At 63.6% G+C, this 22,694-nt stretch carries 18 protein-coding genes; 10 read left to right on the top strand and 8 right to left on the bottom strand.

Annotation, left to right across the window (positions count from 1 at the left end; genetic code table 11):
• Genes dsrH through H7A12_06945 form a run of 4 tightly spaced genes read right to left on the bottom strand, consistent with a single transcriptional unit; the run spans position 1 to position 1,783 of the window.
• Positions 1 to 300, bottom strand: coding sequence for a sulfurtransferase complex subunit TusB (gene dsrH, locus H7A12_06960; protein MCP5320548.1), 300 nt, complete (start codon positions 298 to 300; stop codon positions 1 to 3).
• 7 nt (positions 301 to 307) lie between these two features.
• Positions 308 to 679: a DsrE family protein gene (locus tag H7A12_06955; GenBank protein ID MCP5320547.1), complete on the bottom strand. Its 372-nt coding sequence runs from the start codon at positions 677 to 679 to the stop codon at positions 308 to 310.
• The gene (tusD, locus tag H7A12_06950) at positions 676 to 1,068 is read right to left on the bottom strand and encodes a sulfurtransferase complex subunit TusD (GenBank protein MCP5320546.1); all 393 of its coding nucleotides are present in this window, start codon (positions 1,066 to 1,068) and stop codon (positions 676 to 678) included. Before tusD ends, H7A12_06955 begins: the two co-directional genes overlap by 4 nt.
• Positions 1,069 to 1,126: 58 nt before the next feature.
• Entirely contained in the window at positions 1,127 to 1,783 is a 657-nt protein-coding gene (locus H7A12_06945; GenBank protein ID MCP5320545.1) for a Bax inhibitor-1/YccA family protein, read from the bottom strand.
• 540 nt (positions 1,784 to 2,323) lie between these two features.
• Here H7A12_06945 and H7A12_06940 point away from each other — a divergent pair.
• Together H7A12_06940 and H7A12_06935 are read left to right on the top strand one after the other, a co-directional pair.
• A complete protein-coding gene (locus H7A12_06940) occupies positions 2,324 to 3,481 on the top strand; it encodes a cytochrome P450 (GenBank protein MCP5320544.1) in 1,158 nt (385 codons plus the stop codon).
• Between the two features lie 116 nt (positions 3,482 to 3,597).
• Entirely contained in the window at positions 3,598 to 5,928 is a 2,331-nt protein-coding gene (locus H7A12_06935) for an arylsulfatase (protein MCP5320543.1), read from the top strand.
• 24 nt (positions 5,929 to 5,952) lie between these two features.
• On the opposite strand, the gene ilvD is transcribed toward H7A12_06935, so the two are convergent.
• Positions 5,953 to 7,635 (bottom strand): dihydroxy-acid dehydratase, encoded by a 1,683-nt coding sequence (gene ilvD / locus H7A12_06930; GenBank protein ID MCP5320542.1) that lies wholly within the window; start codon positions 7,633 to 7,635, stop codon positions 5,953 to 5,955.
• A 325-nt stretch (positions 7,636 to 7,960) separates the two neighbouring features.
• Here ilvD and H7A12_06925 point away from each other — a divergent pair, with 325 nt between their 5' ends.
• Positions 7,961 to 9,097, top strand: coding sequence for an NnrS family protein (locus H7A12_06925; GenBank protein ID MCP5320541.1), 1,137 nt, complete (start codon positions 7,961 to 7,963; stop codon positions 9,095 to 9,097).
• A gap of 114 nt (positions 9,098 to 9,211) precedes the next feature.
• On the opposite strand, the gene H7A12_06920 is transcribed toward H7A12_06925, so the two are convergent.
• Both H7A12_06920 and H7A12_06915 read right to left on the bottom strand, forming a co-directional pair.
• Complete coding sequence (locus tag H7A12_06920) at positions 9,212 to 9,643, bottom strand: YeeE/YedE family protein (protein ID MCP5320540.1); 432 nt, start codon at positions 9,641 to 9,643, stop codon at positions 9,212 to 9,214.
• Between the two features lie 14 nt (positions 9,644 to 9,657).
• Complete coding sequence (locus H7A12_06915; protein ID MCP5320539.1) at positions 9,658 to 10,125, bottom strand: YeeE/YedE family protein; 468 nt, start codon at positions 10,123 to 10,125, stop codon at positions 9,658 to 9,660.
• A gap of 261 nt (positions 10,126 to 10,386) precedes the next feature.
• On the opposite strand from H7A12_06915, the gene H7A12_06910 reads away from it, so the two are divergent.
• From H7A12_06910 to H7A12_06880, 7 genes are all read left to right on the top strand, one after another.
• On the top strand, positions 10,387 to 11,679 hold the full coding sequence (locus H7A12_06910; GenBank protein MCP5320538.1) for an outer membrane protein transport protein: 1,293 nt from the start codon (positions 10,387 to 10,389) through the stop codon (positions 11,677 to 11,679).
• 197 nt (positions 11,680 to 11,876) lie between these two features.
• Complete coding sequence (locus tag H7A12_06905; protein MCP5320537.1) at positions 11,877 to 14,165, top strand: arylsulfatase; 2,289 nt, start codon at positions 11,877 to 11,879, stop codon at positions 14,163 to 14,165.
• Positions 14,166 to 14,180: 15 nt separating this feature from the next.
• Positions 14,181 to 15,041, top strand: a complete 861-nt coding sequence (locus tag H7A12_06900) for an alpha/beta hydrolase (GenBank protein ID MCP5320536.1) — start codon at positions 14,181 to 14,183, stop codon at positions 15,039 to 15,041.
• A 130-nt stretch (positions 15,042 to 15,171) separates the two neighbouring features.
• Positions 15,172 to 17,727 carry a TonB-dependent receptor plug domain-containing protein gene (locus H7A12_06895; GenBank protein ID MCP5320535.1) on the top strand — a complete coding sequence of 852 codons (2,556 nt, stop codon included), beginning with the start codon at positions 15,172 to 15,174 and terminating at the stop codon, positions 17,725 to 17,727.
• 155 nt (positions 17,728 to 17,882) lie between these two features.
• Entirely contained in the window at positions 17,883 to 19,406 is a 1,524-nt protein-coding gene (locus H7A12_06890) for a CoA transferase (GenBank protein MCP5320534.1), read from the top strand.
• A 19-nt stretch (positions 19,407 to 19,425) separates the two neighbouring features.
• A complete protein-coding gene (locus tag H7A12_06885; GenBank protein ID MCP5320533.1) occupies positions 19,426 to 19,755 on the top strand; it encodes a multidrug efflux SMR transporter in 330 nt (109 codons plus the stop codon).
• A gap of 242 nt (positions 19,756 to 19,997) precedes the next feature.
• Entirely contained in the window at positions 19,998 to 20,786 is a 789-nt protein-coding gene (locus H7A12_06880; protein ID MCP5320532.1) for a PEP-CTERM sorting domain-containing protein, read from the top strand.
• Between the two features lie 672 nt (positions 20,787 to 21,458).
• Here the strand turns inward: H7A12_06880 and H7A12_06875 are convergent.
• Positions 21,459 to 22,526 carry an RNA-directed DNA polymerase gene (locus H7A12_06875; GenBank protein ID MCP5320531.1) on the bottom strand — a complete coding sequence of 356 codons (1,068 nt, stop codon included), beginning with the start codon at positions 22,524 to 22,526 and terminating at the stop codon, positions 21,459 to 21,461.
• Between the last annotated feature and the right edge of the window lie 168 nt (positions 22,527 to 22,694).

The following is a 22,694-nucleotide window of genomic DNA, read 5'->3' as shown; positions in this document are numbered from 1 at the left end:
TCAGAACCACGATGCGCTGCGTTCGTGCGCCAGCGCGAGGTCGACGAAGCCAGCGTAGTCGAGTGTCGTGACGCCGTCCGTGGCGTGCACGTCGATGCCGCGTGCGGCGCAGTCCTCGGCGAGTGCGCACACCTCGACTCCGGCGGCGCGCAGCGCGGTGAGTATCGCTGCCTGTGCCCCAAGCAGCGCGTAGACCCCGTTGCCCACGAGCAGCAGCGCGTCGCCGCTCTGCACCACGCGCCGGCACTCGTCGAGACAGTGCCCGGTGAACGGTGATTCGAACAGGATATGCAGCGTCATCGTTACTTCAGACAGTGATCACACGCTGGTGAGTGGTGAACAGTTCGCGCAGCGTGATCTCGTGCGCGGGTGTGGCCGCGAGTTCCAGCGAGCAGGCATCGAGTCCGCGTGTGGCAAGGGCTGCTGCGTCGACGTAAACGTCCTCGATACCGTAGTCGGCCAGCGTGCCGAGCAGCTTGCCGAGGTGGCGCGTGCCCGCCGGTGGCTGCTGTGCGGCTGAGAGTGTGAATACGCCCTCACCGAGGAAGAGCAGGGTCACCGGCTGATCGAAGGCCGCGAATGCCATCGCGAGGTCGATTGCGTCGTGCGCCCGCGAACCGCCATACGGTGCGCTGCGGCATACGACCAGCACGCTGCGATCAGGCGTGGTCGTGGTCATCCGCCGAACACCACGATGCGGTCACAACGGATGCTCGCCTCGACCAGTTGACCCAGCCCCGACAGTTCGAAACCTTCGCGAAGGCTCGCGGCGTCGATGCCGTGCTGGCGCGCCTGCACCGGGTCGATGATGCCACGGCGAAGTGCCGAGCCGACGCAGCTCACCAGATCCACGCCGTGCTCCGCAGCAAGCCGGCTCCACAGCAACGGCAGGTCGGTCTCGTTGCCCTGGCTGATGTTCAGTCGCGTGCTGTTGTGCACCCCGTCTGCAAAGAAGAACACGCGAAACAGTGCGTGCCCGGACGCGAGCAGCTCGTGTGCAAAACGGTACGCGGCCTGGCTCGAATGCCGGCCGACCGGGGCGTCGTGGACGAGCAGGGCAAAGATCATCTGCGCACAAACGAAACGGCCCCTCGCAGGGGCCGTCCGGTCCGGAAGTGTTCACGGCTCATTCGTTGCTGCCGCCGAGCAGGCCAAGCAGCACCGAGAACAGGTTGTAGACCATCACATAGAGCGTCACGGTCGCGGAGATGTAGTTGCGCTCGCCGCCGTGGATGATCTGGCTGGTCTGCCACAGGATCAGACCCGACGACAGGAACATGAACATGCAACTGATCACGAGCGACAGTGCGTGGATCTGCAGGAAATGGTTCGCGATCGCCGCCACGAACGCGACCAGCATGCCGACGCCCAGAAATCCGGTCGCGAAGCCGAAGTCCTTGCGGGTCGCGAGCACCCAGCCCGAAAGCCCGAAGAAGACCAGCGCGGTGCCCCCGAGCGCGAGCAGTACCGGTTCGAAGCCGGAGATGCCGATGTAGTGGCTCAGGATCGGGCCGAGCGTGAAGCCGAGCCAGCCGGTCAGTGCGAACACCCACAACAGGCCCTGCGCCGAGTTCTTGTTCCTTTCGACCAGGAACAGCAGCACGAAATAGGGCAGCAGCGTCCACAGCCCGAGGTACGGGACCCCCAGCGCCATCGCGACGCTCGCCGTCAGCGCACTGAACAGCAGCGTCATCGCGAGCAGCATGTAGGTATTGCGCAGAACCTTCACCGCTCCGGGATCCAGAGCGGTGCTCGTGCTGCGGCGAATGTCGGTGATGGCCATCGTCGTTACAGCTCCTGGGAGATTGACGGGGGGAGTGTAGTCATTTGCGCGCAGGATTAGAACCAGAGGCAAGCGCCCACCCGGAACATCCGTCGGGCTGAAGCCCGACCCACGTCAGCCCGTATTCGCAGGTCGGCATTCATGCCGGCATGGATCTGCATCGGCATCTGTCGGTTCGTAGGTCGGCATTCATGCCGGCATGGATCTGCATCGGCATCTGTCGGTTCCCAGGTCGGCATTCATGCCGGCATGGATCTGCATCGGCATCAGTCGGTTCGCAGGTCGGCATTCATGCCGGCATGGATCTGCATCGGCATCAGTCGGTTCGCAGGTCGGCATTCATGCCGGCATGAATTTGCATCGGCATCTGTCGGTTCGTAGGTCGGCATTCATGCCGACATGGATTTGTATGCGAAGGCGTTGGCACGCGCCGGTCATGTCAATGCTCGAAGGGCTTTTGCGACAGCCTCAGATCTGTGGCCTACTGGATGCCACGAGCGGGGAGTGCCCCGCAAACCGAGCGAGGAACCCTGCATCGCCATGAACGATTCCCCCTCCCGCGACTGGGACCCGTGCAGTGAAGAGGTGCAGCGTGACCAGATCGCGGCCTACGATGCGCTGCGCCGGCGCTGTCCGGTGGCGTACAGCGACAACCAGCACTGGTCGCTGTTGCGCCATGCCGACGTGATGCGCGTGCTCGAGGACCATCGCAGCTTCAGCAGCGTCGTGTCCGCGAGCCACCTGTCGGTGCCGAACGGCATGGATCCGCCGCACCATACGTCGTTCCGGCGTCTGATCGATCCATACTTCGCCGCCGACGCGATGCGCGCGTTCGAACCCGGGTGTCGGCGCGTGGCGCGCGAAGGGGTGAGCGCACTGCAGCGCGGCGGCGAGATCGAGCTGATGGAAGGGCTCGCGCACCCGTTCGCGCTGCGCATCCAGTGTGCGTTCATGGGCTGGAATCCGGCGGTGCTTGAGCCGCTGGACGGCTGGATGCGCCGCAGCCAGGCAGCGAGTGCGAGCGGCGATCGCGCTGCCATCGCGAAGCTGGCGCAGGAGTTCGATGGCTACATCCGGGCGATTCTCGCCAGGCGACGCGCACTCGGTGCTGCCGCACCCGACGACGTGACGACGCGCCTGCTGCACGAGCGCGTCGAGGGGCGTGCGCTCACCGACGAGGAGATAGCCAGCATCCTGCGCAACTGGACCGCCGGTGAACTGGGAACCATAGCCGCCGCGGTGGGGATCCTGGTCGACTATCTGGCTGCACGGCCGCAACTGCAGCAGCAACTGCGCATGGAGCCCGTACGGCTGCCTGCGGCAATCGACGAGATCCTGCGCATCCACGCGCCGCTCGTTGCCAACCGTCGTGTCACGACTTGCCCGGTGGAGATCGGCGGACGACAGATCGGCGCTGGCGAGCGCATCACGATCCTGTGGGCGTCGGCAAACCGGGATGAAGCCGTGTTCGGTGACCCGGACGAATTTCTCCCGGACCGGGATCCTGTGCTGAACCTGCTCTACGGTGCCGGTGTGCACGTCTGCCCCGGTGCGCCACTGGCGCGCATGGAGCTGCAGCACCTGATGGAAGAACTGCTGTACGCGACGCGATCCATCACGCCCGTGCCCGGCAGGGAATCGCGGCGGGCGGTGTATCCCGCCAGCGGCCTCGTCGAGGTCTGGGTGCGTCTCGAGTGATGCCTGGACCCGGGAGCCCATCGAAAGGGATCCCTGGCCACGGTTTCATCAACTGGCGAACGGTTGTACAGTCACGCTGACGTTCAGAGCGAATCGCGAACCGGGGAGGGCTGCAGATGGACTCGATCAGGGCTGGATCATTGTGTGGCGTGCGTCGGCTGTTTGCCGCTGCGCTTGCGATTGCTGCATCGCTTGCAATCGTCGTGGCGTCCGAAGCCGCCGGTGCAGCCGATGCCACTACTGCCGCCCAGGTACCACCATTGCAGTCGAGACCTCCGGCGGGAGCGCCGAACGTGGTGCTGGTGCTGCTCGATGACGTCGGTTTCGGTGCGTCCTCGACCTTCGGCGGACCGGCCGACACACCGACGCTCGACGCGCTGGCCCGTGACGGCTTGCGCTACAACCGCTTCCACACCACGGCGATCTGTTCGCCCACGCGAGCAGCGCTGCTGTCGGGTCGCAACGCACACGCGGTAGGCATCGGTGCGGTGATGAACACTGCCGACAGCCGGCCTGGCTACCGTGGCGTGCACATTCGGGAGGCGACCCCGGTAGCCGAGCTGCTGCGCCGTGCCGGCTACAGCACGGCTGCGTTTGGCAAATGGCACCAGACGCCGGACTGGGAGATATCCCAGTCCGGCCCCTTCGACCGCTGGCCGACCGGACAGGGGTTCGAAAAGTTCTATGGCTTCATCGGCGGTGAGACCGACGAATTCGCCCCAGCCCTGATCGAGGGAACGACCCCGGTACTGCGTCCTGCGAATCCGGACTATCACCTGACCCAGGATCTGGTCGACCACGCCATCCGCTGGATGCACGCGCAACGCGTGCTGACCCCGGACAAGCCGTTCTTCGTGTATCTGGCGCCTGGCGCGACGCATGCACCGTTGCAGGCACCGCGTGAATGGATCGAGCGCTACCGTGGTCGCTTCGACGCCGGCTGGGATGCGATGCGCGGGCAGATTCTCGCGCGCCAGAAGGAGCTTGGTGTCGTGCCGGCGGATACGGTGCTCACGCCGCGCCCCGAAGGCATGCCGGCCTGGGACAGCCTGGACGATCGGCAGAAGAAGCTGGCTGCGCGCCTGATGGAGGTTTATGCAGGCTATCTGGCGCACACCGACCATGAAGTCGGCCGCCTGCTGCAGGCGCTGAAGGACAGTGGCGAGTACGACAACACGCTGTTCATCTATATCGTCGGTGACAATGGCGCCTCGCCCGAGGGTGGTCTCTACGGCAGCATCAACTACATGGGTGTGCTGCAGGGTTTGCCGGAGCCGCCACCGCCGAGTGCCGAACAACTGGATCGCATCGGCAGTGCGGACAGCTACGCGCATTATCCGGTCGGCTGGGCCTGGGCGATGGACTCGCCGTTCCAGTGGACCAAGACGGTGGCCTCGCATCTGGGTGGGACGCGCAATCCGATGGTCGTTTCCTGGCCAAGACAGATCCGCGACAAGGGCGGGGTGAGGAGCCAGTTCGGCCATGTGAACGATATCGCGCCGACGATTCTCGAGGTGGCCGGCGTTGCCGCGCCCGCAGTGGTCGACGGGATCAGGCAGAAGCCCATGGATGGCACCAGTCTCGTTTACAGCTTCACCGATGTGAACGCCCCGGAGCGGCACCGAACCCAGTATTTCGAGGTGTTCGGCAACCGTGCCATCTACCACGACGGCTGGATGGCGTCGGCTTTCCATAACCGGCTGCCGTGGACGCGTGGGGTAGTGACCGCAGAAAAGCCGTTCGAGGACGATCGCTGGGAGCTCTACGACCTGCAGCACGATTATTCCCAATCGAGGGATCTGGCAGCGCAGGAGCCGCAGCGGCTCGAAAAGCTGAAGAAGCTGTTCATGCAGGAGGCGGCTGCCAACCAGGTGTTGCCGCTGCAGGGGCCGAGCATGGGTGATCCTGCGCAGCCCAGCCTGAGTCGCGGGCGCAGCGAGTTCAGCTATTACCCGGGAGCAGTCGGCGTTCCGGAGGTCGGGGCGCCGCAGATGTTGAACCGCTCGTGGACCGTGAAGGCGACACTCGACGTGCCTGCACGTGGCGCGCACGGCGTGGTCGCGACGATCGGCGGCAGGGCGGCCGGCTGGTCGCTGTATCTGGACGGGCAGGGGCGGCCGGTGTTCCGGTACAGGCTGTTCGATCTGAAGACGGTCGAACTGGCGGGTGCACAGGCGCTGGCGCCGGGGCAGCACGAGCTGCAGGTCGATTTCGACTACGACGGTGGCGGCTACGCCAAGGGTGGTCGTCTGCAGCTTCAGGTCGATGGCGCAGTCGCGGCCGAGGATCGACTGCCTGCGACGCCGCCCGCGTTCTTCTCGATCCACGAGACTTTCGATGTCGGCGTGGATACCGGCTCGTACGCCGGTGAGTATCCGCAGGATGCCGCAATCGGCTATCCGGCGCCGGACGGTCTGATCGAACGCGTGGACATGCGGCTGCGCTGAACCGTACGCACACGGATTCCGTCTTCAGGCGGAATCCGTGATCGCGCCCTCGGAGGCCGAGCCCACGGTCTTCGCGTATTTCGCCAGTACGCCGCGCTTGTAGCGCGGTTCGGGAGCCCGCCAGGCCGCACGGCGGCGTTGCAGTTCCTGCTCGGGAACCTCGAGCGTGATCTGGTCGCGTTCGGCGTCGATCGTGATCAGGTCACCGTTTTCGACCAGTGCAATCGGCCCACCGACCATCGCCTCCGGTGTGATATGACCGACCACGAAACCGTGGCTGCCGCCGGAGAAACGGCCATCGGTGATCAGCGCCACGGCGTTGCCCAGGCCGCGTCCCATGATCGCTGAGGTGGGTGACAGCATTTCGCGCATGCCGGGGCCGCCCTTCGGGCCCTCGTAGCGGATCACCACCACATCGCCGGCGACCACGCTGCCGTCCAGGATCGCGGTCATCGAATCCTCTTCGGAATGGAAGACACGCGCCCTGCCGCTGAAGCGCAGGCCTTCCTTCCCGGAGATCTTGGCGACCGCACCCGTGGGGGCCAGGTTGCCGTGCAGGATGCGCAGATGGCTGTCCGCCTTCAGCGGCCGGTCGAACGGCAGGATGATGTCCTGGCCCGGCGGGTAGTCCGACACCGACGCCAGATTCTGCGCCAGCGTCCTGCTGCTGACGGTGAGGCAGTCACCGTGCAGCAGGCCGCGATCCAGCAGGCGCTTCATCAGCGGTGCGATGCCGCCGATATCGATCAGCTCGGACATCATGTATCGGCCTGACGGGCGCAGGTCGGCGAGCACCGGGACGCGTTTGCCGATCACGGTGAAGTCGTCGATCGAGAGCGGTACGCCGATCGCATCGGCCATCGCCAGCAGATGCAGCACGGCGTTGGTCGAGCCGCCAAGCGCGATCACCACCGTGATGGCGTTCTCGAAAGCCTCGCGCGTCATGATGTCGCTTGGCTTGATGTCGTTCTGCAGCAACCACTGCAGCGCTGCCCCGGCACGCCTGCAATCCGCGTGCTTTTCGGCCGATACCGCTTCCTGTGCCGAGCTGCCCGGCAGGCTCATGCCAAGTGCCTCGATCGCCGATGCCATCGTGTTGGCGGTATACATGCCGCCACACGAACCGGGGCCAGGGATCGCGGTTCTTTCGATCGCTGCGACCTGCTCCTCGCTGAGATCACCGCGCGCGTTGGCGCCCACGGCCTCGAATACGGAGACGATATCGGTGTGGTTGCTGCCAGGGCGGATCGTACCGCCGTATATGAACAGCGAGGGACGGTTCAGGCGCGCCATCGCGATGAGACAGCCGGGCATGTTCTTGTCGCAGCCGCCGATCGCGATCAGTCCGTCGAAGCCCTGGCAGCCGGCCACGGTTTCTATGGAATCGGCGATCACCTCGCGTGATACCAGCGAATACTTCATGCCTTCGGTGCCGTTGGCGATTCCATCCGACACCGTGATGGTGTTGAACACCACGGGTTTGCTGCCTGCCAGGTAGACGCCTTTGGCGACCTCGTCGGCGAGGCCGTTGATATGCATGTTGCAGGGAGTGACACGCCCCCACGTCGAGGCTATCCCGACCTGCGGGATGGCGAAGTCCCGGTCTTCGAAGCCGACCGCGCGCAGCATCGCGCGCGCCGGTGCCTTGCGGATCCCGTCGACGACGATGGCGGAATGGCGGCGATCGCTTGCGCTGTTCTTGCTCATGGTGACTCCTTCACTGCGTTGCGGATCGTCGGGGGGTGTTGCAAAACGCTCTCGAGCGTCGACTTGATCGGTGCGTGGCGACGCCTTCGCATCGGTGGGACGCCGTAAATCCATCCCTGCGGCACACGCCTCCCGATGCGAAGGCGTAGCCACACGCCACGTGATGGTTTGCGACACGGCTTCGGGGCAGGCGCATCACCGGCCGGTGCACGATGACGAGTGCAGCCGAGCATAGCGCGGGCTCCTGCAGAAAACACCGCGTGTTTGCGCGCATTCGTTGCGGTGTTAATCTCCGCGTGCCATTTCGTTCCGGTTTGCGTATTGGATGAGTCAGAGCAGAAGCAAGCCCGTCTTTGCCAATGTGTACTGGTTTCCGCTGGCGGCGATCCACTCCGCTCTGATCCTGCCGTGGTCGGTGGCAGGCCAGTTCGGCTGGTGGCCTGCACCGCCGGGCTTGCGGGTGAGTTGGGGTCATGGGCACGAAATGCTGTTCGGTTTTGCGCTGGCCGTGATGACCGGCTATTTGCTGGGTCCGCAGCCCAGACGCGAAATTCTCGCGATGATCGGCCTGTGGCTGTTGGCGCGCATCACTTTCCTCGGCTGGCCCGCAAGCCCTGCAGCGGCGCTCCTGAATTTCGCTTTCGTGTTCGTACTGGCGTGGAAAACCGTGCCGGTGTTCCTGAAGACCGCAAAGAAATGGCGCAACAAGGCGGTAGGCGTCATCGTGCTCGGCCTGTGTTTCAGCATGGCGGCGTTCCATCTGGTGGTCGGGATGGAAGACCGCGCATTGCTTGCGAGGAAGATGCTGCTTGAAGCGATCCTGTTGCTGAGCGCGCTGATGTTCTTCATGGGCGGACGCATGCTCGCTCCGGCGATTGCGGGCCATATGCAAGACAAGGGCAGGGCACTGGATGCGCGAGTGCAACCGGGATTCGAGGCTGCCGTTCTGTTGCTGTTGGCTGCACTCCTGCTGCTGAACCTGCTGCCTGTGGCGTGGGTTTCCACGGTCGAGGCGCTGCTGTTGTTTGCCTGCGCAGTGCTCACCCTGATCAGGATGCTGCGCTGGCAGATCTGGCACTGCCTCGACCGGCCGGATTTCCTTGCACTGCTGACGGGTTATGGTTGGCTGGTCGCCGGTTGGACACTGATCGGCTGGAGCCTGCTTGGTGGCACCCTTGCGCTTTCCTCGGTGTTTCACGCGATCACCGTCGGCGCCCTGGGCACCCTGAGTTCGAACGTGATGATCCGCACGCGCATGCTGCGCTGCCTGAAGGATCCGAACGCCTGGCCGTGGGTTTATCTGCTGGCCGTACCGGTGTCGATCGCTGCCGTGTTGCGGCTCACGATCACGGGTTTGCCCTACGACACGGCCTTGTTGCTTGCAGCCAGTCTGTGGAGTGCTGCGTTTGCAGCGCTGTTCTTGCTGTTGCTGATGCTGGCGACAAAAGAGAAACGCCGCTGACCGTACGGGTCAGCGGCGCCGTACGGGTCGCGGCGCCGTACGGGTCAGCGGCGCCGTACGGGTCAGCGGCGCCGTACGGGTCAGCGGCGCCGTACGGGTCAGCGGCGCTGACCCCTACGCATCGTTGCTGGTCGGAGATTCACCGAAGAACTGACCCTGGACGTAGGCGCCGGCAAGCATGCCGACCAGCGCAAATCCCAGCGGCCAGTTGGCAGCGCCGAGGCCGGCAAGGGCAGGGCCCGGGCACACACCGCAGATGCCCCAGCCGATACCGAAGATCGCCGCACCGACGATGGTGCGCGCGTTCAGTACCGAGTAGTGCACACCGAAACCTGCGGCCGCCAGAGGTTTGTCCATCACACGTGGTGCGAGCTGGAACGCCAGCAGTGCCACCGTGACTGCGCCGCCCAGCACCAGCAGCAGACCCAGATCCTCGAAGCGCAGGAAGTTGAGCACGACCTCGGGACGGATCATCGTCGAGAGACTCAGGCCGTAGCCGGCCATCAGGCCACCTGCGAGCACGAACAGCATCGCGGACTTCTTCATGCGGGTATCCCTCCTCAGGCGATGCCGATCGCACGCAGCAGTTGTGCGGTCGCGATCGCGGTTACCAGAAAGGTCAGCACGGCGAGAAACGACGGCAATTGCAACGAGCCCATGCCGCAGATGCCGTGGCCCGAGGTACAGCCATTCGACAGGCGTGCGCCGAAGCCGGCAATGAATCCCCCGAGCAGCAGTTGCCACGGCTTGACGCCGGTCTGCCAGGCCTCGCCACCGAAGCAGAGCCACAGCGCCGCGCCGAGCAGCAGTCCACCCGCGTACACGAGCCGCCAGTTGCGACCGCCACGAATGCGTGGCTGCTGGAAGTGTGGTGCGCGCGAGACCCACGACCACACCGAGGAATAGACGCCGCTCATGCCGCCGACCAGTCCGGCGCCGATGTACAACAGAGCCGTGCCGGCACCGATCAGCAGGCCGCCCAGCAGATAATGCAGATAGCCGTTCGGGAACAACGCGCTCAGTTCCATTGCCACTCCGGAGGATTGTGCGTGCTCGTGGTGACCGCGAGGATCGTGGCCATACCTGAGGGCGGCAACTATACCGGATCGCCCCGTGCCGTGGTCGAATGGGGCCATCGGCATTGCGTCACTCGCCTCGCAATGTGAGGGGCGTGGTAGTTGTAACGATCATTGCCAATCATGATGCATTGACCATACCGGTATACTGCGCGCCTTTTTTGCGACCGCACTCGCGCGGCCGAATCCATCACTTGGACCATGGAGGACTTCATGCACCAGAAGCACACCGTGCTGGCCGGTGCCATTGCTGCGCTGCTCGCAGCACCTGGCGCTCTCGCAACCAACGGCTACTTCTCGCACGGCTACAGCATGAAGGAGAAGGCGCTGGCCGGTGCCGGTGTGGCGCTGCCGCAGGATGCCCTGGCTGCAGCCACCAATCCGGCCGGCATGGTCAAGGTTGGCGATCGTATCGACGCGGGTGCGCTGATATTCAGCCCGCACCGCTCGTACACGGTGCGTGGCAATCCCTCGGGGGCTCCGGGCAGCTTCGGGCTCACGCCCGGGACCGTGAAAAGCGGCAGCGAGTATTTCCTGATTCCGCACTTCGGCTGGAACCACATGATCGACGACGAGCGCGCGATCGGCGTCAGCGTGTACGGCAACGGTGGCATGAACACCGACTGGCCGGGCAAGGCAGGCGGTGGGGCCGGCACCTTCTACGGTGGTGCCTTCGGTGGCAAGGCTGGCGCAGGTGTCGATCTCGCGCAGCTTTTCGTGAACATCAGTTATGCCCAGCAGATCGGTGAGTCGACCGCAGTTGGCATCAGCCCGATTCTTGCCTACCAGCGCTTCGAGGGCACCGGTCTGGCGGCTTTCGCGGCCATGGGTTTCTCGCGCGATCCCGCGCGAGTGACCGACAAGGGTCATGACAATTCCTTCGGCTATGGGGCACGTATCGGAGTGACGCACGAGGTGCAGCCGGGACTCGTGCTGGGTGCTACCTACCAGACCAAGATCTACATGGACGAGTTCGACCGCTACAGCGGTCTGTTTGCCGAGAAGGGCGGTTTCGATATTCCGGCCACCGCGACCATCGGCCTGGCCTGGGATACGAGCCCCACCACCAGACTGGTGTTCGATGTGCAGCGCATCTGGTACAGCGATATCCCCTCGGTTGGACGCCGGATGTTGCCGGGCTTGATGACTGCACAACTCGGTGATGACAAGGGCGCAGGTTTCGGCTGGCGCGACATGACGGTGTTCAAGCTGGGCTACCAGTGGACGGTCTGCAGGGACTGGACCTGGCGCGTAGGCTACAGCTTCACCGATCAGCCGATCCCGTCGAGCGAGGTGCTGTTCAACATCCTCGCGCCCGGAATCATGGAACAGCACTTCACCGCGGGGTTCACGCAACGCATCGCCGAATCCAGTGAATGGAGCTTCGCCGTGATGTATGCACCGGAGAAGACGGTGCGCGGCGCCAACCCGCTCGACCCCGTGCAGCGCATCACGTTGCGCATGGACGAATGGGAAGTGGGAGCGAGCTACGCCTGGAAGTTCTGAGCGGAAGCGGTCTTGCCACGCATTTCGTCTGACTCTTCGCCTGCAAGCTTTCTTGCAGTGTGTGTGCCCACCCTGCATGCAGGGTGGGTGTGCCCATCGTCTTTCTCCATGGATCGTTGATCACAACGAACGCCCTGTAGGCATGGGTGGTACGGCTCAGGTCATAATGAGCTGCGCGTACCAGTGGAGAGAACGATATGAACAAGACCACGACCACGATCGGCTGGCTGTTGCTGGCTTGCTGTCTGGCGGTTGCACCTGCTGCTTCTGCCAGCGGCGAAGCGCCGACATGGCCGCAGCCGCCCGCAGCGCCGGCCGACGCTCCCGACATCGTGCTGATCCTGCTCGACGACGTCGGCTTCGGAGCAGCCTCCACCTTCGGTGGTCCAGCCGAGACGCCCGAGCTGGATCGACTTGCGGCCGAAGGACTGCGTTACAACCGCTTCCACACGGTGGCGATCTGTTCGCCCACGCGCGCCTCGCTGCTGACCGGTCATAACCCGCATCGTGTCGGCTTCGGCATTGCGTCCGGAGTGGAGCGCGGGTTTGCGGGCTACAACGGGCTGTGGGCACGCAATACCGCCAGCGTTGCGCAGGTGCTGCGCAGCCACGGCTACGGCACGGCGGTCTTCGGCAAATGGCATAACACACCGGGTTGGGAACTCAGTCCGGCCGGCCCCTTCGACCATTGGCCGACCGCGCTCGGCTTCGACCGCTTCTACGGATTCATGGGCGGTGGAACCACGCAGTGGGAGCCGGTGCTGTTTCGCGATACCACGCTGGTGGATGCACCGGCAACGCCGGCACAGGGCTATCACCTCACGTCCGATATCGTCGACGAGGCAATCGGCTGGATGAACGCACAGCATGCGTTGAAGCCCGACCGACCGACCTTTCTCTATCTTGCACCTGGAGCCACCCACGCGCCGCTGCACGTGCCTGAAGCGTGGATCGCGAAGTACCGTGGCCGCTTCGACCAGGGCTGGGATGTGTTGCGCGAGCAGATCCTCGCACGGCAGAAGCGCCTTGGTGTGGTTCCGCCCGATACCGAACTGACGCCGCGCCCGGAGGAACTGCCGGCGTGGGATTCGCTGAACGCGGATCAGCGCCGCCTGCTGGCACGGCAGATGGAGGTGTACGCGGCGTTCCTCGCGCATACCGACCACGAGGTCGGCCGCCTGCTGCAGGCCGTGCGCAGCGGACCGCGGGGAGACAACACGCTCGTGATCTACATCGTCGGCGACAATGGAGCGAGCGCCGAAGGCGGGCTCGAGGGTTCCGATAACGACATCGCCGAGTTTTTCCTGGGTGTACCGCCTGATTCGCTGGCGGAACGCCTGCAGCGCATCGATCAGCTCGGCAATGCGACCTACGACAACCACTACGCCAGCGCCTGGGCGTGGGCCACCGATGCGCCGTTCCAGTGGATGAAGCAGGTGGCCTCGCATTTCGGCGGTACACGCAATCCGCTGGTGATTTCCTGGCCGGCGCGCATCAAGGACAAAGGCGGGTTGCGCCAGCAGTTCACGTACGTGGCTGACGTGGTCCCGACGCTCTACGAGCTGATCGGCATCGAAGCGCCACGGTCAGTCGATGGTGTGACGCAACTCGCACTCGATGGCCGCAGCTTTGCATACACGCTGGAGCGCGCCGATGCGCCCGAGCCGCCGCGCACGCAGTACTTCGAGATGATGGGTAGCCGCGGGCTCTACAAGGACGGCTGGATGGCGTCGGCAATGCACGCGCCGCCGTGGCGGCAGGTATTCAACCGCGACGAGGATTTCGCGAAGGATCGCTGGGAGCTGTATCACGTGGCGGAGGATTTCAGCCAGGCCCATGATCTGGCCGCACGCTATCCGGACAAACTGCACGAGCTGCAACGCCTGTTCGATGGCGAAGCGCGGCGCAACCAGGTCTACCCGCTCGGCAACGGCCTGCCAAACCCTGGCGGTGATCCGCAGCCTTCGTTGTACGCGGGACGCAAGGAGTTCGTGTTCGGCAACGGTCTGGCGATGCCGGCGGCTGCAGCGCCAAGTTTCCTGCGCTCCCATCGCATCACAGTCGAACTCTCGCTGCCGGCGCAGGGGGCAGAAGGTACGCTTCTCACCTGCGGCGGGCGCAACGGCGGTTTCACGCTGTACGTGAAGGGCGGCAGGCTGGTCTACGAGAACAACTATTTCGGTAAGCACCACGACCGGCTGACCTCCAACCGGGCACTGCCGACCGGTACCAGGACGCGCGTGAGTTTCGAATTCACCCGTGACGATCCGCGTCCATGGGCAGGTGGCGCTGCCAGGCTGTTCATCGATGGCGAACTGGTCGCCGAGGGTCGGCTTGCCAACGTCGGCTTGCCTTCGTACTACGGCAGCTTTGCAGTGGGACAGGGACACGGTTCGCCGGGACACGGTTCGCCGGTCAGTGATGCCTACCAGGTGCCGTTTCGTTTTGGTGGCGACATCGAGCAAGTGAAGGTGGAAATGCTGTAGAGAGAGGTGGCTGCGATGGCTGTAGTGATTCGTGAGATCGAAGCGAACACCATGCGTTTCCGCTGTCGTGAAGCCGGCAGTGGGGGTGAGCCGGTGATGCTGCTGCACGGTTTTCCGGAAACCTCGCGCATGTGGCTGCCGCTGCTCCAGCGACTCGAGGCGGAAGGGTTTCACGCCCTCGCACCGGACCAGCGTGGCTACAGCCCCGGTGCCCGCCCGCAGGGAAGCGTCAACTACGATTACGCGGCGATCGCGTCCGACGTGTTTGCCCTGGCGGATGCGATGGGTTGGGAGCGTTTTCACCTGGTCGGCCACGACTGGGGCGCCGGTGCCGGCTGGTCGGCACTGGCGGTGGAGCCGTCGCGCATCGCGAGCTGGACGGCACTGTCAGTGCCGCACCTTGGTGTCCTCGGTGAGGCGATCCGCAACGACCCGGACCAGGCCGAACGCAGCGCATACATCACGTTCTTCCGCGAGCCGGGTGCAGCGGAAGCGGCGTTTTCGGCTGGCGACTGCGAGCTGCTGAAACGTGTCTGGGCCGAGAGCGGCGACGCGGAGAATGCAGACTACCTCGAGGTGTTCTCCCAGCCCGGTGCGCTGACGGCAGCGCTCGACTGGTACCGCGGTACCCGCGGCATCGACCCGCACGACGAGAAGGTTCGCTTCGGACCGACCGGCACGCCGACATTACTGATCTGGGGCAACCGCGATACCGCGATCGGCCGTGCGGCGGTGGAGGCCAGCCATCACCAGATGAGGGGGCCGTACCGTTTCGTCGAACTGGATGCGGGGCACTGGCTGATCCAGGAGGCGCGGGAGCGGGTCATCGACGAGATCCTCGGGATGTTGCAGGCGAACCCTTGTTCCCTTACATAGAAGAAAAAAACATACAGCATTTGCATGATGAGCGGTCGATTTCAGCTCAGTAAACTCGACGAGGGTTCTTGTATCGCGGCAAAACAACAACAGGAACTCACCCGTTCCAAAACACTCCTGGAGACGACAAATGATCAGACAAGGACTGCAGACGACCGGTGCGCGTCGTCCGCTGGCTGTGGCCGTGGCCGGCATCATGGGGCTTGGCTTCGGCGCTTCGTACGCTGCTGCGCAGGCGGTGCTGGAGGAAGTGATCGTGACCGCGCAGAAGCGCGCGGAGAACGTCATGGACATTCCAGCGACCGTGAACGCGGTAACCGCAGATCAGATCGAAAAGTTCCGCGTCGTGTCCCTGGACGACATACAGTCGATGACGCCGGGGCTGCTGTCCACGCGCAACGACGCCCGGCGTCAGAGCGTGACGCTGCGCGGCATCACGGCCGACCCGGACAATAACGCCGCTCCGCCGATCTCGTTCTACTGGAATGAGGTGCCGATCCGGGCACCGGTTGCTTTCATGACCTTTTTCGACCTGGAGCGCATCGAGGTGCTGCGCGGCCCGCAGGGAACCCTGCAAGGGCGTACCGACCCGGCCGGTGCTCTTCTGATCCACACGAAACGCCCTGACATGGAAGCGTTCGAGGGTACCTTGCGGCAGAGTTTCTCGGATAACAACGGATCGCAGACCGAATTCGGCGTCAGCCTGCCGATCATCGAGGATAAGCTCTCACTGCGGGTCGCCGGCCTGTGGGACAAGAACGATGGCAGCGAGTACAAGAACATCGTGACGGGCCAGAAGGAAGATCACGAGAACAGCGGCTGGCGTCTGTCGCTCGACTGGCAACCGGTGGAGCAGGCGCGCATCAACCTGGTTTTCGAACGTGCCGATGTCGAAGCCGAGGTTCCGGGGCCATCCCAGGGTGATGTCGGCAACGTGATCGGCAACATCAATGCAGCAGCGGCAGGAGCCAGTATGGCCTACAACGCCATGCTGGCACGCATCAACGATGCCGATGCGTCCAACGACCCCACGGTGGCGCAGGCCGCCCAACTGGTGCAGTGGAACATTGCGCGCCGCGCAGTGGCGCCCTCGTGGCTCGCCGGGTTGTCACTGAAGGGTTCTGATGGGAAATCCATCCTCGGGAGCAGCAGCGACCTTGGCATGAGCAGCAAGAACGTCCTGCTGCGTATCGAGTGGGAGTTCGAAAACCATACCCTGACATCGGTTACCGGCCGCAGGCAGTGGGACCAGAACAACTGGATGGATATCGACTATGGCCACCTGAACCCGCTTCCCACGATGCAGAATACACACACCTACAACGTGGACTGGTCGCAGGAAATTCGCCTGAACAGCAACGACAACCCGTTCTGGAACTACACGCTCGGCGTCTTCTGGGAAGATTTCGGTGCGACGGGAAAAAGCGAAAACAGCACCGATCTCGGTGGTCCGTTTTCGATCTACGGCGCCATGGCAGGGTTGCGCAACGGTGATCTGATCCAGCACCTGGCGATCCCCAACGGGCGCAGGCCGCTGGCTGTGTTCATGCACAACCGTTTCGAGCTCACCGAGCGCACCAACCTTCAGGTTGGCCTGCGCTGGCAGGAAATCGATACCTGGGCGAGGGTCACGGCCGACCTGATCAACAACTATCATCCGGCACCCGAGGTCGGGCCGATCACGAATCCGGCCTTCGCGTTCCTGAATCCGAATCTGACGAGTGCTGGCGTTGCCAACATCTTCACGTCGCGTGTTCGTGTTGGCGATTACATTCCGCTGGATCTGACGAAGAAGACCGAGCGGAAAGTCACTGGCGGCATCAAGGTATCGCATTACCTGAACGACAGCGACATGGTGTATCTGTCGCTGGATCGTAGTTTCCGGCCATCGGGCACGACGATCACCCCGGCGCAGTTGGCTGCCAAGACACTGATCTTCGACGGTGAGACCAGTGACTCGTTCGAGGTAGGCTACAAGGGGTTGGCCTTTGACGGCACGCTGCGTTACACCGCGGCGGCGTTCTACCAGAAGTACAGCAAATACCAGCCCAAGGCGACCACGGTGAACGTGCTGGTACAGCAGGGTCTGAACCGTGTGCCCCAGCTGGCGCAGGGCGGACTGATCTTCAATGCCGACGCCGTGATCCAGGGAGCCGAAGTCGAGTGGACTGCCCTGATCGGTGAGCACTTCCAGTTGAGTGGTGGTGTGAGCTACGCCGACGCAAGGTTCGACAGCGGCGAGAAGGGTCCCTGCAACCGGCCGTTCACGGCTGCCGAGCTGGCCGACCCCGCGATCGAGGTGGCGACCTGCGATATCGGGGGGGAGCATGTGAGCTCGATCCCGAACTGGTCAGCGAACCTCAACGCGGAGTACACCATACCGACGTCGATCGGTGAGTTCTTCGTGCGTCCGTTGCTGACGTATATGGGCGAGCGCAAGGATCGCCTGGCGCCGCTGCAGAAGTTCGACGACTACGTGCTGCTGAACCTGTATGCGGGGTTGCGCGCCGACGATGGGCGCTGGGATGCAACGCTGTGGGTGAAGAACCTCACGGACGAAGACACGGACAACGTGTTCTCGATTCCGGCGGCACACGCCATCGGTGGCAGCAGCAACTTCACGCGTGCGGGGCTGGTTCCACCACGCCTGATCGGGGCCACGCTGACCTGGAACTTCGGGTACTGAGCCGCCACTGCGCACCGCGGACAAGACGCCGCGGTGCGCAGTTGTCGCCAGTGACGTTGCCGGAGATGCCGCCTGGCGGCTTCGGCAGCGTTTCGTTGTGGTGACGCCGCCGAACTGCCAGACTCACCGTTTCCGGGCTCCGGGAGATCCGAGGAATGGCTGGCCGTCGTGATTTTCTTTCCGGTGCGCTGGCAACGGGCGCCCTGACGCTGTTGCCCGCTGCCCGTGGTGTGACAAGCGTTTCCCCCGCATCGATCGAAGACCAGTTCTTGCGCCTGATGGGCGAACTGGGCCTGGCAGCTGCCGACACCGGTGCAGCGATCCGTTTCCTGGGTCACGAACCGCTGTTTCCCAGCGCGACTCCGCTCGCGACAGCCTTCGCGCTGCCGGCGATGGCGTGTGCCGCGGGCGCCGCGATCGCGTGGCGGCAACGCAACGGTGCAGGACAGGCTCTCGAGATCGACATTGCGCGTGCAGCGCACGGTATCTTCCCGGAAATGACCGCTTTCCCTACGCTCGACGGCCAGCCGTATCCGGGTTTTCACGTCGAGAACCCGATCGAGCGGACGCACGCCTACGAGACCCGCGATGGTCGTTTCGTTTATGCCTCGGCCGTCTATCCACACCAGTCGAAGGGCTGGGTCGAGTTTCTTGGGTGTGCTCCGACCACGGCTGCGGTGCGGGCTGCAATTCACGCTCGGGATGCGCAGGTGCTGGAAGACGAGGCGAACGCACGCGCACTCACCGTCTGCATCGCACGCACGCCGGCCGAGTGGCTCGCGCATCCGCAGGGCGCGTTGCTGGCGAAGACGCCGTTGATCGATATCCGCAAGCTTGGCAACAGTGCACCCGAGCCGTGGCGTCCTGGTGCCCGACCGCTGGCGGGCGTACGTGTATTGGCAGCGACCCACGCGATTGCCGGCCCCACGGTGGGGCGCACGCTGGCCGAACACGGTGCCGACGTACTGCAGTTCAACCGGCCGGACGACTTCGAACACGAATGGGTCTACCTGGATGCGAACGTCGGCTCGCGTTCGACCTTTCTCGATCTGAACATCCCGCAGCAGAACCGCACGGCGCGCGAACTGGCTGCCGGCGCCGACGTGTTCGTCGACAACTACCGTGGCCGCGCTCTGACACGCTTCGGTTTCTCGCCGGAGGAGCTGGCCGAGCGGCGCCCGGGCATCATCGTGGTCACGATCCGTTGCTACGGCTGGGACGGGCCGTGGGCGCTGCGTGGCGGTTTCGACATGCTCGGCTCGGCGGCGTCCGGCCTCACCGTACTGGAAGCCATCGACGGTCGCCCGGCGCTGCCCTCGACCTTGCTGATCAACGATCATGTAGCGGGCTACCTCGGTGCGGCCGGCGCGATTGCAGCGCTGCTCCGTCGTGCCCGCGAAGGTGGCAGTTACCACGTCTCGATCAGCCTGACGCGTGCCGCGATGTGGTACCAGACGCTCGGCGTGATGGACCGCGCGGAGTTGCGCAAGGCGTTCGGTGATGCCCCGCATCGGCTGTCAGCGCCCGAGATGATCACGCGCGCCACGCCTCTCGGCGAGGTGCGGCGGCTGGCGCCGGCAGTGAAAATGCAGGTCACGCCCGCCGACTGGGAAGACCCGATCCTGGTGCCGAAGGGCAGCAGTCCCGCGCGTTGGCGCGACGCGGCAGTTGGTACATGAGGACGAGCGTGGAGGCACGATGCACTGGTTCTATCTGCTTGCAGCAATCGCACTGGAGATCTCCGGCACCACCTGCCTGAAACTTTCGGATGGCTTCAGCCGCCTGCTGCCATCGGTCGGCATGATCGTTTTCTATGTCGCCAGCATTGCCAGCCTGTCGCTGGCGGTGAAGTCGATCCAGATCGGCGTCGCCTACGCGATCTGGTCCGCAGTTGGCATTGCCGTGATCGCCGCGATCGGTGCCGTGTTCTTCCATGAACACCTGACGCGGGCGCAGCTTTTCTTTCTCACCGTCATCATTGCCGGTGTGGTCGGCTTGCAACTGAGCGGGAACCAGGCCGGAATTTGAATGGACTGGCCCGTGTGTGCCGTTCACGCAGATTCGGTAAGCCTGAATGATCTGAAATCAACAGCTTTCAAAGCGACGGCGATCTGTCGGTTTTCTTTACACATTCCGTTATGACGGTTTGAGCTGCCGAAAATAACATGTTGATTTATAGTCAGATAGGATTTGTGGCGTGTAGCTTGCCTGACTTCTCACGTTGATTTGGATATTCGAACGAATCCGGGTCTTTCTTGGAGATGACCGTCATGGAAGCCAAATTTGCGCTATCGACACTCGCCGTTGCTGCCACGCTCGCTTGCAGCGCTTCTGTTCACGCGATGATTCTTGAGCTGCCGATCGCGGGCAGCGATGCGATCTGGCTTGCGGGGCGTACGGACTTGACCGTTCCGCCCGCGAGCGATCCGTGGCCCGGTGGTCTTTTGCGTCACGGTGGCCCGACACCCGAGGAAATCCAGGAAACCATGCCGCCAGGTTTCGCTGTTGCAGCGGGCGATGTGATCAAGGTGCTCGATCCCGCAGCGGGTGGGATCAGCTTCTTCAACGGATTTGGAGGGCTCTTATATGGCCCGGACGGCAACGGTATACCCGGCAGCAGCAGCATTGCTTCATTCGGAGGCATCAGCGGTTATCTTGGTACGCAGGGTGCGTTGGTTGGTGTATTCCTTGACGACAGCATCCCTAACGGCACGGCACCCGTACGGCTGGATTTCTCGATAAGCGGCCTGGGTGTCGACTTCCTCAGCATCACCCCAGGCCTGGCGCAAATCTTCTACATCGGTAACGGTGTGACGTCGAGCAGTGTGGTGCAGGAATTCATTGCACCGACTGGCGCGACTCGCATGTTTGTCGGAATTTCCGATGCATTCGGCTTCAATGGCGCCCCTGGTGCGTTTGACGACAACGACGGATCGTACCGCATTCGTATCGGAATCAACGAAGATCCCCACAATCCGGTTCCGGAACCGGGCGCATTGAGCCTGTTGGGGTTCGGACTGACCGCATTGGCAGCCATCCGGAGGCGACGCAAGGCTTGAGGCTGCAAGCTGATGACAACGGCGTGTTTCCACGTGCTCATGCCGAGTGGAGTTCGGGCAGACGCTTGATGCGGATGAACAACCCCGGGCGACCAGGCCCGCTACAAGGCACTGGCCGACATCGAGCGTGGCTTTCGGGTGCTCAAGAGCGATATCGAAAAATTGCTCCCGTGCATCACCGCCTGCCCGAGCGTATCCGTGCCCATGCGCTGATCTGCTTCCTGGCCTTGGTAACTCCATCGGATCATGCGGCAAAAGTTCAAGGCGACGGGTAATGGTCATTCACCGACTGCGACCCTCAAGACCATCCAGCGTCATCGGGTCAAGGCGGGCAAAGACACCCTGCGCGGCATCAATGCGCCTGACGCCATCCAGCAAGAACTCTTCAGCGCGCTCGGCATCAGGACGCCGCCAAACCACTGGCGTTGTGCCACAAATGCCACTTCGATTCCAAATGGACGGTTACGTCTGAACAGCACGATAGACGTTAATCAGCGCGGGTTTATGTCCGACAGGAAGCTCTTGGAGATGCCAACCCGCGGAACACGGCCCCGCTACCGAGAAAGGGCTCGTAGTACGTCTTGAAACGCGGGGGATCGAGTTGGGCAAGCACCTTGGCCACACACGCCTTGCTGCCCGCCCAATTGAGGATTGCGGACGCTCGACGGTTCGTCATAGCCAGGCGTACCGCTGTTTGATATTAGCGGCGTGCTCGGGCATCACCATAGTGACGTATGCGAGGTGCCCGCGCGCCACCGATAGTGCGTCTTTTCCGATCGCACGTGACACTGCCTCCACTCCTTCCTTGTCGCAGCGATGCAGGAAGGCGCGCAGGCGTCGCAGGTCTCGGCGGGAAAGGCGGATCTGCTCGCCGACCAGCAGGCCAGTCACGACCTGTCTTCCAGGCGCGCGCATCACGGCGGTCTTGGCCGTGTTGATCCGGAATCCCTCGTCGCTGACAATCCGCTCGATTGCCTTCAGCAGTCGACCCACGTCGGCATGTTCATCAAGGCACGATAAGGTCAAGTCGTCGGCATAGCGCGTGTAGGTCCAGGTGGACTCCAGCGCGGCGCACAGACCGGCCAATCGGCCGTCAAGGCGGGTCGCGATCAGGTTGGCCAGCGCCGGTGATGTACATGCTCCCTGCGGCAAACTTCGCTCGCCCATCACCACGTACTTCGCTCGCCCATCGAGCGTCAGCTTTACGCGCGGCGCATCCGTACAAAGCAGTGCAAGGATCGTCGCGATCCCTGGGTTGAAACCCAGGTACTCGAAGTACCCCCGCACCCTGGTGAAGCCGATCGAGGGGAAGAAGTCCTTGAGATCAAGCTTCACCACGATCGCCGCGTTTAGGTGCTGTGAGGCGTTGTCGACGATGGATATTCCCGGGCGGAACGCCATGGCGTGTCGCGACGGTGACAAGAGATCCAGGATATTCTTGGCGATCCACGACTGCGCGACGCGCAGCTTCGGCTTCGGAGAAGAGATCAGGCGGCGTCCCCCTGACTTCTTGGGGATCTCGAAGCGCGTGTAGTGATCGACCGACGTGGCGGCGCGTTCGTAGCTGAGCCAAAGCACTTCACTGGGGTCGAGTCGAATCAATCCCGCCAGTTGTTCGACATCCTCCGGCTGAGGGAGTCCTCTTGCGGCGAGGTTGGTGGCATCGCCCCCAGCAAAGCTCAGATGTGCCGAAACGCCGTGTCCCAGGAAGCGCGGGGTCTTGCGCTTTTCCTCGGCCAACGCCTGACGCCGCTGCTCCTGTTCCTCGGCCTTGCGAATTGAGCATGACCACGGTAATCGATGGCGAGCTGATCACGCTTTCTGATGGTCTGCAGCCGTGATGTGATATTGCGAGGTGTCCGGCATTGGCGCTGCCGGTGTCGACCGCGTTTTGGGTGCGACGCAACC

The organism is Pseudomonadales bacterium (assembly GCA_024234165.1).
In the GTDB taxonomy this organism is placed as follows: Bacteria; Pseudomonadota; Gammaproteobacteria; order Pseudomonadales; family UBA5518; genus UBA5518.
Note: the sequence above shows the minus strand (reverse complement) of the source record. Positions and strands in the feature narration are given on the sequence as shown.

Bases quoted from the DNA above. Each gene is read 5' to 3' on its own strand.
- dsrH (MCP5320548.1), bottom strand. From the start codon at position 300: ATGACGCTGCATATCCTGTTCGAATCACCGTTCACCGGGCACTGTCTC.
- H7A12_06955 (MCP5320547.1), bottom strand. From the start codon at position 679: ATGACCACGACCACGCCTGATCGCAGCGTGCTGGTCGTATGCCGCAGC.
- tusD (MCP5320546.1), bottom strand. From the start codon at position 1,068: ATGATCTTTGCCCTGCTCGTCCACGACGCCCCGGTCGGCCGGCATTCG.
- H7A12_06945 (MCP5320545.1), bottom strand. From the start codon at position 1,783: ATGGCCATCACCGACATTCGCCGCAGCACGAGCACCGCTCTGGATCCC.
- H7A12_06940 (MCP5320544.1), top strand. From the start codon at position 2,324: ATGAACGATTCCCCCTCCCGCGACTGGGACCCGTGCAGTGAAGAGGTG.
- H7A12_06935 (MCP5320543.1), top strand. From the start codon at position 3,598: ATGGACTCGATCAGGGCTGGATCATTGTGTGGCGTGCGTCGGCTGTTT.
- ilvD (MCP5320542.1), bottom strand. From the start codon at position 7,635: ATGAGCAAGAACAGCGCAAGCGATCGCCGCCATTCCGCCATCGTCGTC.
- H7A12_06925 (MCP5320541.1), top strand. From the start codon at position 7,961: ATGAGTCAGAGCAGAAGCAAGCCCGTCTTTGCCAATGTGTACTGGTTT.
- H7A12_06920 (MCP5320540.1), bottom strand. From the start codon at position 9,643: ATGAAGAAGTCCGCGATGCTGTTCGTGCTCGCAGGTGGCCTGATGGCC.
- H7A12_06915 (MCP5320539.1), bottom strand. From the start codon at position 10,125: ATGGAACTGAGCGCGTTGTTCCCGAACGGCTATCTGCATTATCTGCTG.
- H7A12_06910 (MCP5320538.1), top strand. From the start codon at position 10,387: ATGCACCAGAAGCACACCGTGCTGGCCGGTGCCATTGCTGCGCTGCTC.
- H7A12_06905 (MCP5320537.1), top strand. From the start codon at position 11,877: ATGAACAAGACCACGACCACGATCGGCTGGCTGTTGCTGGCTTGCTGT.
- H7A12_06900 (MCP5320536.1), top strand. From the start codon at position 14,181: ATGGCTGTAGTGATTCGTGAGATCGAAGCGAACACCATGCGTTTCCGC.
- H7A12_06895 (MCP5320535.1), top strand. From the start codon at position 15,172: ATGATCAGACAAGGACTGCAGACGACCGGTGCGCGTCGTCCGCTGGCT.
- H7A12_06890 (MCP5320534.1), top strand. From the start codon at position 17,883: ATGGCTGGCCGTCGTGATTTTCTTTCCGGTGCGCTGGCAACGGGCGCC.
- H7A12_06885 (MCP5320533.1), top strand. From the start codon at position 19,426: ATGCACTGGTTCTATCTGCTTGCAGCAATCGCACTGGAGATCTCCGGC.
- H7A12_06880 (MCP5320532.1), top strand. From the start codon at position 19,998: ATGGAAGCCAAATTTGCGCTATCGACACTCGCCGTTGCTGCCACGCTC.